General features: G+C 35.0%; 14 protein-coding genes. 10 read left to right on the top strand and 4 right to left on the bottom strand.

Annotated elements, in window-relative coordinates; all coding sequences use genetic code 11:
- Positions 1-230: 230 nt before the first annotated feature.
- A complete protein-coding gene (locus HMPREF3029_RS05325) occupies positions 231-530 on the bottom strand; it encodes a hypothetical protein (RefSeq protein WP_040928499.1) in 300 nt (99 codons plus the stop codon).
- 74 nt (positions 531-604) lie between these two features.
- Between HMPREF3029_RS05325 and HMPREF3029_RS05330 the strand changes: the two genes are divergently transcribed.
- The 10 genes from HMPREF3029_RS05330 to HMPREF3029_RS05375 all read left to right on the top strand — a co-directional run bounded on the left by HMPREF3029_RS05330 (position 605) and on the right by HMPREF3029_RS05375 (position 9,572).
- Positions 605-1,681 (top strand): M42 family metallopeptidase, encoded by a 1,077-nt coding sequence (locus HMPREF3029_RS05330; protein ID WP_068130924.1) that lies wholly within the window; start codon positions 605-607, stop codon positions 1,679-1,681.
- Entirely contained in the window at positions 1,678-2,670 is a 993-nt protein-coding gene (locus tag HMPREF3029_RS05335; RefSeq protein WP_070710091.1) for a PTS sugar transporter subunit IIC, read from the top strand. The genes HMPREF3029_RS05330 and HMPREF3029_RS05335 overlap by 4 nt, the downstream gene beginning before the upstream one ends.
- Positions 2,671-2,682: 12 nt before the next feature.
- Positions 2,683-3,492: a DUF1444 family protein gene (locus HMPREF3029_RS05340; protein ID WP_070710092.1), complete on the top strand. Its 810-nt coding sequence runs from the start codon at positions 2,683-2,685 to the stop codon at positions 3,490-3,492.
- Between the two features lie 14 nt (positions 3,493-3,506).
- Positions 3,507-4,085, top strand: a complete 579-nt coding sequence (ytpR, locus tag HMPREF3029_RS05345) for a YtpR family tRNA-binding protein (protein ID WP_068130902.1) — start codon at positions 3,507-3,509, stop codon at positions 4,083-4,085.
- Positions 4,086-4,100: 15 nt separating this feature from the next.
- A complete protein-coding gene (locus HMPREF3029_RS05350; RefSeq protein WP_070710093.1) occupies positions 4,101-5,693 on the top strand; it encodes a DNA translocase FtsK in 1,593 nt (530 codons plus the stop codon).
- A gap of 2 nt (positions 5,694-5,695) precedes the next feature.
- Positions 5,696-6,994, top strand: coding sequence for a UDP-N-acetylmuramate--L-alanine ligase (murC, locus tag HMPREF3029_RS05355; RefSeq protein ID WP_083314992.1), 1,299 nt, complete (start codon positions 5,696-5,698; stop codon positions 6,992-6,994).
- Between the two features lie 72 nt (positions 6,995-7,066).
- Complete coding sequence (locus HMPREF3029_RS05360; protein WP_040928491.1) at positions 7,067-7,513, top strand: DUF948 domain-containing protein; 447 nt, start codon at positions 7,067-7,069, stop codon at positions 7,511-7,513.
- A gap of 14 nt (positions 7,514-7,527) precedes the next feature.
- Complete coding sequence (locus HMPREF3029_RS05365) at positions 7,528-7,896, top strand: YtxH domain-containing protein (protein ID WP_068130896.1); 369 nt, start codon at positions 7,528-7,530, stop codon at positions 7,894-7,896.
- 117 nt (positions 7,897-8,013) lie between these two features.
- On the top strand, positions 8,014-9,000 hold the full coding sequence (locus tag HMPREF3029_RS05370) for a substrate-binding domain-containing protein (RefSeq protein WP_070710094.1): 987 nt from the start codon (positions 8,014-8,016) through the stop codon (positions 8,998-9,000).
- A gap of 158 nt (positions 9,001-9,158) precedes the next feature.
- Positions 9,159-9,572 carry an AzlC family ABC transporter permease gene (locus HMPREF3029_RS05375; RefSeq protein ID WP_070710095.1) on the top strand — a complete coding sequence of 138 codons (414 nt, stop codon included), beginning with the start codon at positions 9,159-9,161 and terminating at the stop codon, positions 9,570-9,572.
- A 47-nt stretch (positions 9,573-9,619) separates the two neighbouring features.
- Here HMPREF3029_RS05375 and HMPREF3029_RS05380 read toward each other — a convergent pair whose 3' ends face one another.
- The 3 genes from HMPREF3029_RS05380 to HMPREF3029_RS05390 all read right to left on the bottom strand — a co-directional run.
- Entirely contained in the window at positions 9,620-10,762 is a 1,143-nt protein-coding gene (locus HMPREF3029_RS05380) for an acetoin utilization protein AcuC (RefSeq protein ID WP_070710096.1), read from the bottom strand.
- 4 nt (positions 10,763-10,766) lie between these two features.
- Entirely contained in the window at positions 10,767-11,399 is a 633-nt protein-coding gene (locus HMPREF3029_RS05385) for a CBS and ACT domain-containing protein (RefSeq protein ID WP_068130884.1), read from the bottom strand.
- 11 nt (positions 11,400-11,410) lie between these two features.
- On the bottom strand, positions 11,411-12,009 hold a 599-nt coding region (locus tag HMPREF3029_RS05390; protein WP_070710097.1), incomplete at its 5' end, for a GNAT family N-acetyltransferase.

Raw genomic sequence — 12,009 nt, forward strand, 5'->3', positions numbered from 1 at the left:
TTTAGTTTCATTAAATAATTTTAAAACGGAATTTTTAGAAGTGAACTTAGATTTACATGCAGATGAAGATGAAGATAACATTCGAACTGAGTATGAAGAGAAATTCAGTCAAAAAGGATTTAATATATATAAAATAGTTGTAAAATTTTAGCACCTTTAAAAAGGTGCTTTTTTGATAGTTCCGGTAATTACAATTGTTTGATAAAATGGATAATAATAAAACATGAAGATTACTGAACAGTAATCTCCATGATTTCACCAGTGTACTTATTCGCTGTGAAGTTGTACTTTTGAAGTTTGTCGCCTTGTTCAACGTGAACGACACCATTTAGTACTTTCTTATCTTGACCAAAGCTTTCATTGTTAGAATTGTTATAGTCAACAGATACAAAAGAAATGCCGTCAAATTGTAAGTAAAGATTATCTAAGACCTTGTCAACATTGATCGTACGTCTAGCGATGACATATAGTACAACAGGTACAATTGTTACAACGCTTAAGACAATTGTCCAAAAAGTTCGTTTTGACATTATGGTAGCCTCCCTTTCTGTTAGTCTACCATAATCAACAATAAATATAAATTTAGAAGGGAAGTTTTTTTCAGATGGAAATCAGTCAAAAAACACTACAACGAATGAAAGAGTTAACGGAACTTCACGGCGCTCCTGGCTTTGAAGATTTAGTGCGCAATTATTTGCGTGAGAATTTTGAAGCGTTTGGCGTCGAATATATTAATGACGGTTTAGGTGGCATTTTTGCTGTTAAAAAATCAAAAAATGAAAACGCTCCTAACGTTTTAGTTGCTGGCCATATGGATGAAGTAGGATTTATGGTTACTGAAATTACAGACAATGGATTTTTAAAGTTCACACCACTCGGTGGTTGGTCAGAAGACGTATTACTCAGCCAAAAAATGTCAGTGAGAACGAATGATAATAAAGAGTTAACAGGTGTAATTGGTAGTGTGCCAATTCACTTTAGACGTGGTGAATCGAAAGACTCAGGTACAAAAATTAAAGACATGTTATTAGATATTGGTGCAGACTCTAAAGAAGAAGCACTTGAGATGGGTGTAAATATCGGGGATTCAATCGTGCCAAATGTTCAATTTGAACAACTTACTGAAAACAAATTGTTAGCAAAAGCATGGGATAACCGATACGGTTGTTTAATCGCTTTAGAAGTACTTGAAGCTTTAAAAGATGTTGAACTTGATTGTAACTTATATATCGGTGCGAACGTTCAAGAAGAAGTAGGCTTAAGAGGAGCTAAAGCGAGCGCAAATTTAATTCAACCAGACGTTGCATTTGTCGTTGACTGTTCACCAGCAAACGATATGCTCGGTAAAAAAGATGATCTCGGTAAACTTGGAGAAGGTACATTACTTAGAATTAAAGACGGTACGATGATCCTTGGCAAACCAATGAGAGATTATTTACTTCAAACTGCAGATAAGCACGATGTGAAATATCAATATTATTTATCTCCAGGTGGAACAGACGCTGGAAGCATTCACGTGTCTAATGACGGAGTGCCAAGCGCGGTCGTTGGAATTTGCTCAAGATATATTCATACGAACCATTCGATTATTCATAAAAATGACTACTTAGAAGCGAAAAAGTTTTTAATCGAACTTGTTAAAGGTATTAATAGCGAAAAAGTTAAGGAGTTAAGAGGGTGAAGGGGTTATTAAAGCGCTGGTTCATCGACGGGATGAGCTTTATGGCGCTCGGTCTATTTTCTTCTTTACTTATTGGTCTTATTATTAAGACGATTGGGACGTATATCCCAGCATTCAGTGGTTTAATTCCTGTTGGAGAACTTGCGATGAGTTTAACTGGTGCAGCAATTGGTGCGAGTATTGCATACGGGTTAAAAGCACATCCACTCGTCGTATTTTCAGCAGTGACAGTCGGTTATAGTGCTTATGAATTCGGAGGCGTAGCTGGAAGTTTTATTGCTGTTTTAGTCGCAACTGAACTATCAAGACTATATGCCGGTCGTACGAAATTAGATATATTAATTTCTCCAATTTTCACGATTGTTATCGGATTTTTAGTCGGTAAATTTGTTGGTCCATTTATATCAAAATTAATGTTATCGCTCGGTTCGTTTGTGAACTTTGCGGTTGAACAAAACCCATTTATTATGGGGATGCTCGTCGCATTAGTATTCGGAATTACATTAACAGCACCAATTTCTAGTGCAGCATTAGCGGTAATGATCGACATTAACGGGCTTGCAGCAGCTGCAGCAGCAGTTGGATGTTGTTGTCATATGGTCGGTTTAGCACTGATGAGTTATAAAGATAATGGATCATCAGGGGTGTTATCGATTGGGCTTGGAACTTCAATGTTACAAGTAGCGAATATCATTAAAAATCCGTGGATTATATTACCACCGTCAATCGCAAGTGTGATTATCGCACCGATTATGACAGTGTTTTTCCCGATGCAAAATAATAGTGCAGGTGCAGGTATGGGGACGAGTGGATTCGTTGGTCAAATCATGGCAATTGAAACAATGGGGCCAAGTATGACAACATATATAATGATAATCATATTCCACATACTACTTCCTGGTGCAGTGACGTATGCATTTTATAAGTTACTCATGAGTATGAAACTTATTAAACCTGGAGATCAAGTACTTAATTTAGGGAATCAATAACGGAGGCATTTCATGAATGTTACTGAATTAAAAGATAAAGTATTAAAAAAACTCGATGAAACGGATCTACAATACGATAGTCGTTTCAATCGAAAAGAAGAAATTTTAAGAATTGAACGCCAAGATAACCATAAAGGAGTGGACGTTCAACTAAACAAATTACTTCAAAAAGCAACGAAATCTGAAGAAATCATCGATGAAATTGTCTACTACGTATCTGAAACTTTAACGCGTATGGCAGATACGAAAGAAGTGACAAATGAAGGAATGATTTATCCAGTTGTACGTAGTACAAGCTTTCCAAAAGAAGCAAAAGACGGTAAGAAATTCATATTCGATGAGCATACTGCAGAAACTGTTATTTTTTACGCACTCGACCATGGACGTTCATACGAGTTAATCGATGAATCATTACTTGAAACATTAGGTCTTACAAAAGAAGCGCTAAAAGAAAAAGCATTTAATAATTTAAAGACACTTGACATTAAGTATAAGAAAGAAACAGTTCAAGAAAATGACTTTTATTTCATAAGCCATAGAGACGGTTATGATGCATCGAGAATTTTAAACGAAGAATTTTTAAACGATTTTCATAGCAAACTAGAAGGCGAAATGATGATAGGTTTACCACATCAAGACGTGTTAATTATCGTCGACGTTAAAAATGAAGTCGGCTATGATATTATGGCTCAAATGATGATGCAGTATTTTGCAGAAGGTTTAACGCCAATTACGAGCTTAAGCTTTAGCTATCGTCATAAAAAATTAGAACCGGTATTTATTCTCGGTAAAGCAAAGAATTATAATAAAAACAAAAAGTAACAAGGTGAATTTAAATGAAGTTAACATACAACAAAAACATTGGAGATGTCCTTCTCGTATCATTAAAGGGAAGCGATAATTTTGAAACGAAAGATTTCGACGGGTATACAGCGATTGTCGATAACGATGAGTTACTCGGCTTAAACATATTTAATGCAAGTGAAACATTTACTGAAGAAGAACTTACAGAGTTAAACGAAGAGTCAATCGTAGAAAAAATTAACGATATTATCAAAGGTGATTTCGGTGAAATTAATCCAGATTTATCACCAAAATTCGTTGTTGGATTTGTAAAAGAATGTAAACCACATGAAGATGCAGATCGATTAAACGTCACGACTGTAGACGTAGGAGATGAAGAACTACAAATCGTCTGTGGTGCACCAAACGTCGACAAAGGACAAAAAGTTGTCGTGGCTAAAGTCGGTGCTTTTATGCCGAATGGATTATATATTAAACCTTCTGAACTTCGAGGTGTGAAATCTAATGGGATGATTTGCTCTAAAAAAGAGTTAAACCTAGAAGATGACGGAGTAAGAGGTATTTACGTATTAGACGATAATTACGAAGTTGGTCAATCGTTTTTTAAATAATAGGAGGGGATTAGGATGCGTAGAAGATCAAGGAATAGATTTCAAGATCGAACATTTAGCAATCAGACGATCGATGATATGAAACTTAATAAACGTTTTCCTTTTCCATTTGAGTTATCTGAAGAAGAACAAGACATTCCGAAACAAGAGGAGAAACAAGAGTCTCGTTATACTGAAAGACGTACGGTAAAGCGTCCTTCGAGTCAAACGATTACGAAAGCACGCGTCGTACCTTCAGCAATTCATGGAACGAAGAACCCGTATCGCCGTGAATATGATGAAACTGCAGAATATAGACGAAAATTTGAACACCACCAATCTCCAATTATTCAAGATATTGTTAGAAAGCGTAAAGAAAAAGAAGAGAAAGATCGTCTGCGTAAAGAACGATTACAAAAAGAACGTAAAGTTGAAGAGAAGAAGCGTCCAATCGAAACGAAGCAACCTGAAACAACAAACAAAGAAAAAGCATTACCTGTTCAAGCTGAACGTAAACTCGGGCCAAGTAAGACGCTACCACCGATAAGTATATTAGGTAACGAACAAGAACAAAACTTCGTTAAGCATGATGACGAAAACCTTGAGTCTATAAATGCAATTATTAAACAGGTGGGTATAGAAGGAAAAGTAGTTGAATACTTTTCAAACGGTATCGTCGGTTCTTATTCGATTCAACTCGATAGACATTTTAAATTGTCCAAAATTGAAGATGTGAAAGCGCAGTTAGAGGGTGCCTTAAATAAAAAGGTGCGTATCATTACTGAAGTGCTCGGAAATAATAACATTCAAATTGAATTTCCACTGGAAAAACCAAGTGAAATTTATTTTAAATCTCTATTTTTAAATAGTAGTTTAAAATTAAGAAAAAATGACTATAGATTTGCACTTGGCAAAACAGTGGATAATCGTATTTTTACCTATGAGTTAAGAAAAGCAGGCCATACATTAATATATGGTAACGAAGAAAAAAGAACGGAAATTATTGACAGTATGCTCGTCTCGTTATTAATGAATCATAATAGTGATGCATTTCAATTTAAAGTAATTTCTGATTCGAAAGAATTCGATACTTTCAATTCGCTCCCTCATTCGTTTAGTGAAAGAAAATCAGTATACGATACTGATGCATTTAATGATATAATAGATGAGTTAAACAGCAGAAACATTCAGTTTAGAAGGGCACACGTACGTAACATTCAAAGTTTTAACACACGTGTGAAGCAAGAATCGAGAAAGAGTACGATAGTTATATATATTGACGACTTTGATAGAATACTCGAGCGAAATAATCCCGAAGTGATTCGTCATATTTTGCAAATTCTAAAGCAAGGTAAAGCATTAGGCATACATTTAGTCATGAATCACACGAAAACTGACGTTGGAATTAGATACCAACTTCTGAGTTTAATGCAAACTAAAATTTCTTATTACGATGAGAAAAGTAGTGTTATTGATGGTGCGGATAAGTTATTTGAGGGCAATGATTGTCTCGTCACAATTAGTACTTCAAACCGACCAGTACGCCTGAATATGAGTACAGTAAAAGCGGAAGTTTTAAGCAACATCATCAACTACTTATCAGATAGAAGCGATGAAAGTAAGGTGTAATTGTGAAGAAATATCACTTCATTGGAATTAAAGGTGCAGGGATGAGTGCACTTGCACAAGTTCTTTTTGATTTAGGTCATGAAGTACAAGGTTCAGACATAACAAGTGAAGTTTTCACGGAGTATCAATTAAAGAAAAAAGGAATTAAAATATTACCATTTTCTGAAGATAATATAGTCGAAGATTTTACGTATATTGCAGGTAATGCGTTTAACGATGACCATGTAGAGATTAAAAAAGCACTTGAAAGTGGATATCCGGTCATCCGCTATCATAAATTCTTATCTGAATTTATGAAAGACTATACGTCAATTGGGGTCACAGGATCTCATGGAAAAACCTCGACAACCGGTTTACTCAGTCACGTTATGAATGGCGATAAAGAAACGACGTATTTAATTGGAGACGGTACAGGTGTTGGTAAAAAAGAAGCGGATTACTTTGCATTTGAATCGTGCGAATATCGTCGTCACTTTTTAGCGTATCATCCGGACTATGCAATTATAACGAATATCGATTTTGACCACCCAGATTATTTTAAAGATGTTGAAGACGTCGTCAGTGCGTTTCAGTCGATGGCAAACCAAGTGACAAAAGCAGTAGTTGCGTATGGAAATGATCCATATATCAATGAAGTAAAAGTCGATGTTCCGATGTATACGTATGGTATCGATGGTGATTATACAGTCGAAGCTAGAAATGTAGAAGTGGTAGATAACGGCACTTCATTTGATTTATACATTGAAGGCGAATATAAAGATAATTTTATTATTCCGTTATATGGTGATCATTTAATTTTAAATTCACTTGCTGTCATTACAATTTGTTATTTAGAAGGTTTTGATTTCGATAATATTAAAAGTGCTTTTTTAACATATGGTGGCGTTAAACGACGTTTTTCAGAGACGAAATATAAAAGTTATATCGTCGTGGATGACTATGCGCACCACCCGAAAGAAATTGAGGCAACGCTTGAAACAGCACGAAAAAAATATAAGAATCACCAGGTCGTTGCGGTATTCCAACCACATACTTTCTCTAGAACAGAAAAGTTTTTAAATGAATTTGCAGACAGTTTAAAAGAGGCAGACAAAGTTTATATCGTAGATATTTTTGGTTCTGCGAGAGAACAAAGTGGTAATTTATCGAGTGAAGATTTGGTGAATTTAATACCGGGTTCAAAACTGTTAACAGAAGCAAAAATTAAAGAACTCGATCAATATGAAGATAGTGTCATTATCTTTATGGGTGCAGGAGATATTCAAAAGTACGAAAAAAGATTTACAGAACTTATCTCTTAAACATGTTTACAATGAATTGAATTCGGCTATTAATAAGTTATACACATAAGAACATTTACGGAGGCGTTATTTATGGATTGGAGTATTTTAGGGTGGATTGCACTCGTAGTTGCTGCAGTTGGATTTTTAGTAGCATGTATTGCAGTAGCTGTCGTTTTACTTAGTGTTAAGAAAAACTTAGATTACGTTGCAGAAACACTCGATGGATTAGATGGACAAATTCAAGGAATTACACGTGAGTCAACCGACTTATTACACAAAAGTAATCGTCTAGTTGAAGACGTACAAGGTAAAGTTGAAAAATTAAACTCAGTCGTTGATGCAGTTCAAGGTGTTGGATATTCAGTTCAAAACCTTAACACATCAGTCGATAGAGTGACAAATTCAATTACGACAAACATCTCAGAGAACGAAGAGCAAATTGCACAAGTTGTACAATGGTCAAACGTTGCAATGGAACTTGCTGATAAATGGCAGCAACGTCAGCGTCGTAACAATGCGATAAAAGGTCGCTACTAAGCGAGGGATGTTATATGGAAAAATATGATAGAGATCGACATACACATGGAATTAAACCGTATAGTCCACCAAAACAAAAGAGTAAAAAAGGATTACCACTCGGACTAATTTTCGGTATGATTGTCGGATCTATTTTAGGTCTATTCTTAGCACCAAAATCTGGACAATCACTTCGTGAAGATTTAAAAGATCCAAAAGGTGTATTTGAAGATCAAAAAGATAAAATTGTCGACAAAGTCAAAGTGAAAAAAGCAGAACTCGAAGAAGTTAAACGTATTAAGGACTCGGATCAGGACTTAATGGCCGCTCAAAAACGAGCAATTCGAGAAGATGTTAAAGATGGATATGTAAACAAAGACAGTGTTGATTTATCTAATTTATAAAGTTCAGCTTTTATGCTGAACTTTTTTGATGTTTATTGTTAAATTATTTACATTCTCATTCATTTTCTGTTATGATTATCAATAAACAAAAACGTTTTCATAGGAGGAAAATAAATCATGGCAATTACGATTTATGATGTTGCAAGAGAAGCGAATGTGTCAATGGCTACTGTTTCACGCGTACTTAATGGTAACCCAAACGTTAAGCCAGAAACACGTCGTAAAGTAAAAGACGTCATAGAACGATTAAACTACAAACCGAACGCGGTGGCTAGAGGTCTCGCTAGTAAAAAAACAAAGACGGTTGGGGTAATTATTCCTGACATTTCAGATTTATATTATTCAGCAGTGTTAAGAGGGTTAGAAGACATTGCTGAAATGTATCAATATCAAATCATTATTACAAATACTGATAATGATGCTAAAAAAGAAAAGAATGCGTTTGAAACGTTATTAAGTAATCAAGTGGACGGTATCATCTTTTTAGGTGGAACGGATGACCAAAAAATAATCGATAATATTCAGCGTTCAAATACGCCAGTCGTAGTCTGTGGATATTCTAAAGAAATGTCAATAAACAGAGTAAATGCAAATTATCGTGATGCAATTGCTCGTATTGTAGAAGGGTTTATTGAGCGCGGCAACAAAAAAATTGCATATGTACAAAGCGGTTACCATAGTGTGTTGGAGACTTTACTCGCAGATAAAATTTGTGAAGTATTAGAAGAGCACAACATAAGTAAAGATAATATGTTTGAGTTTTCAGCAAACACTTATGAAGAGGGTATTGAGCTATTTAATAAAATTCATGAAATTAAAGCAGATGCTGTCATTGCAATATCAGATGAGGTTGCAGGTGGAATCCTTCATGGAACGTTAGATAAAAACGTAAAAGTGCCTGAAGAGTTAGAAATTATAAGCTGTTCAAATACACGTATTGCCTATATGATGCGTCCGAAATTATCAACGATCGCAGTACCTCTATATGATATTGGTGCAGTTGGAATGAGATTACTTACAAAAATTATGAACAACGAAGAAGTCGATGAAAAAGTAACGATGCTTCCATTAAAAATTAACTACGCAAAAACAACGCGTGTATAAAGCGATTTATATTTTTAAACTTGAGTTTTATATTAAACTCAAGTTTTTTTATGTTTAATTATAACTTTTATTTGTAGAATAAACACAAGTATATTTCACAATTTTCAGAAAATTTATGATACAATGTTACTAATTGTTTTTAAAAGGAGTGGTGGTTTTTGAGTGAAGTATATAAGCGCTCTTTTTCTGACGGTATAGCAATTGGTTTTGGATATTTACCAGTTGCGATGGCTTTTGGTATTACAGCAAAACCACTCATTGATTTACTGTCTACAACATTAATGAGTGGTTTAAACTACGCAGGTGCAGGGCAATTTTTAACGTTACAAATGTTAGAAGATAGTAGTTATATCGTGATTATTATCGCTATATTTATTACATTTTTAAATTATATTCCAATCGTTGCTTTAGGTGTTTTAATTTTTCCAGGAATACTATATGCAGTAGAGAGTCCGATCGAAGGAATACTTGGAGGGATTTTTGCCGCTATATTAGGTATCTTTCGTGTACCGTTATTTTTTGTAGTTGTTCTTTCAGTTTTCTTTATATATTTATTAATGTTTATTATGTAACTTAAAAATTGCCCCGTTATATTATTTAATATAACGGGGCAATTTTGTTATTTTAAGTACATTTTAATTCTATCAAGAACCATTTGATTTCTTTCAGTAATTTCAGATCGTCTAGGGATATTCGTATAATCATCTAAGTTATCTTGCCACTCTGAAGGGAATGGAAGTTGTGATAATGGTTTGTACTCGTTTATAAATGATTCGGGTAATGTGCCAGTTGGAGGTTCAATCCCTTTTATCCCAAGCCAAACATACGCCCACATTCTAGGGACGACTTGCCAAATGTTATAACCACCGCCTCCTAGAGCGAGTAGTTTACCATTTGCATATTGATCAGCAATTTCATTAACGATCTTAGGAATCTCTTCGTAAGCTTTTGATGTTAAACATAAATGTGTCATCGGATCACGATAGTGCGCATCTACACCGTTCACATGTACGATAATCGTCGGTTTAAATGATCTAGCGGCAATTTCGATACTCTGTTTAAAAACGTCTAAAAATGAATCGTCTTCGGTAAATGCATCAACAGGTAAATTCACGCTAAACCCGAAGCCTTGTCCTGTACCGCGTTCAGTTACTAAACCAGTACCAGGGAATAAATAACGTCCCGTTTCATGAATAGAGTATGTCATAATCTCATTTGAGTCATAAAACGTGAATTGTACACCGTCTCCATGATGCGCATCGGTATCTATATAAAGGACACGCTCATTATATTTTTCTTTTAAATATTGGCATACAATCGCTGCATCATTATAGACACAAAATCCACTCGCTTTACCAGTAAATCCGTGGTGAAGTCCTCCTCCGAGTGAGGCAACTTTATCTGCTTTACCTTCCATTATTAAATCTGCACCAGTTAAACTCGCACCGACAAGCATGCTACATTTCTCGTGCATATTTTCAAATTGAGGGGTGTCTTCTGTATTTAAACCATAGTTTGCAAGTTCCTTTTTTGTAATCTGGTTATGTCCTGCACGTTTAACAGCATCGACATAGTCTTTTGTATGAACGAGTAAAATTTCTTCTTCAGTAGCGACACGTGGAGCTACAATTTCATCATCTGTTAAAAATCGAGCCGCTTTTAATAAATCTGTCGTCATCTTTAAGCGCATCTGATTAAATGGATGTGTATTATTAAAGCGATATTTAAGTAACTCATCGTCATACACATAGAGTGCACGCATCTTTTTAACCTCTATTTAATGGGTCGACGACGTCATATCCCATTTCTTCGAGTTTGTTTATAACAAACATCGGATTCATAGCGTTAATTTTTATGACGACAAATTTATGGCCTTCTTTTTCAGTATTATCAAATATTGTGATGGATACAGCAACAATATTTAAATCATATAGTATTTTACCGATATCATAGACGATTCCTGGACGGTCGAGTACATCAATTTCGATAATTGAGCCAGGTATTTTCATACCAGTGATTTCGATAAATGCTTCCATAATATCTGTTTGTGTAATAATTCCAACGAGTTTTTTTGATTGGATCACACAAATCGCACCGACGTCGAATTCTAAAAAGTCGACTGCGAGTTCTTCTACGAAATCTCTTGGACTCGTAAACATGACACGTGTTTTCATAATATCTTCTAGTGGATGGTGGATAGTCGTTTCACTATGAGTATTTAAAATCGAAGGTAGTGCGAGATTGATGTCTTTATCCGTCACTAATCCGACGACTTCTTCATTTTCAACGATTGGAATATGTCGAATGTGGTGTTCGTTTATTAAATTTAAAGCATCATTGATCGTATCCTTCGGAGAGAGCGTTTTCACATCTCTCGTCATAATTCGGCTAACTAACATACATATCCTCCTTAAAAAAAGTATCGGTGTTTAAATCGAATCTCATCAAATATAAGTTGTTGCTCGGTCGTAATATGTTTTCCAACTCTTGCCATTAAAGTATTCGCAGGATGACTTGTAATTTCAGGGTCGTTTGTCATATATACTTCAAATCCTGCAACGGCCATTAAATTAATCATTAATTGTTTATAGTCGTAAACGTCTAATCCTGTTCCTTTTAAATCCCAGTGCCAATAATATTCCGTCGTTAAAACGATATAATTTTCCATATACTCATCCATCATCGATAATTTCAGCATGTTTTGACCGATTCTTAAATTACGGTATGCATTAGAAACTTCAACTGCACCGAGTTCTAATATAAATGGATGATTACCTTCACTCCATCTTTCAAATTCGTCAGGTCTATGAAACGTAACGTAACCGATAATATTATTATCTACACGCGCAACGATGATACGACCTTCTTCTAAACTTGCGATTTCTTTTAATGCTTCAAACTGATCATTAGGTCTTCTAAATGCATTTAAGTGTTCGTCAAAAGTATACGTGTTTAGTGTTTCTTCACTTACAGGTCCTTCGATTATAATCGTTTGGCTATTTTTTTCGT

Origin of the sequence: Nosocomiicoccus sp. HMSC059G07 (assembly GCF_001815515.1) — a bacterium.
GTDB classification, from domain to species: Bacteria; Bacillota; Bacilli; order Staphylococcales; family Salinicoccaceae; genus Nosocomiicoccus; species Nosocomiicoccus ampullae_A.

What these genes read in the sequence shown, in the direction of transcription:
- HMPREF3029_RS05325 (WP_040928499.1), bottom strand. Translation starts at nt 530, where the DNA reads ATGTCAAAACGAACTTTTTGGACAATTGTCTTAAGCGTTGTAACAATT.
- HMPREF3029_RS05330 (WP_068130924.1), top strand. Translation starts at nt 605, where the DNA reads ATGGAAATCAGTCAAAAAACACTACAACGAATGAAAGAGTTAACGGAA.
- HMPREF3029_RS05340 (WP_070710092.1), top strand. Translation starts at nt 2,683, where the DNA reads ATGAATGTTACTGAATTAAAAGATAAAGTATTAAAAAAACTCGATGAA.
- ytpR (WP_068130902.1), top strand. Translation starts at nt 3,507, where the DNA reads ATGAAGTTAACATACAACAAAAACATTGGAGATGTCCTTCTCGTATCA.
- HMPREF3029_RS05350 (WP_070710093.1), top strand. Translation starts at nt 4,101, where the DNA reads ATGCGTAGAAGATCAAGGAATAGATTTCAAGATCGAACATTTAGCAAT.
- HMPREF3029_RS05360 (WP_040928491.1), top strand. Translation starts at nt 7,067, where the DNA reads ATGGATTGGAGTATTTTAGGGTGGATTGCACTCGTAGTTGCTGCAGTT.
- HMPREF3029_RS05365 (WP_068130896.1), top strand. Translation starts at nt 7,528, where the DNA reads ATGGAAAAATATGATAGAGATCGACATACACATGGAATTAAACCGTAT.
- HMPREF3029_RS05370 (WP_070710094.1), top strand. Translation starts at nt 8,014, where the DNA reads ATGGCAATTACGATTTATGATGTTGCAAGAGAAGCGAATGTGTCAATG.
- HMPREF3029_RS05380 (WP_070710096.1), bottom strand. Translation starts at nt 10,762, where the DNA reads ATGCGTGCACTCTATGTGTATGACGATGAGTTACTTAAATATCGCTTT.
- HMPREF3029_RS05385 (WP_068130884.1), bottom strand. Translation starts at nt 11,399, where the DNA reads ATGTTAGTTAGCCGAATTATGACGAGAGATGTGAAAACGCTCTCTCCG.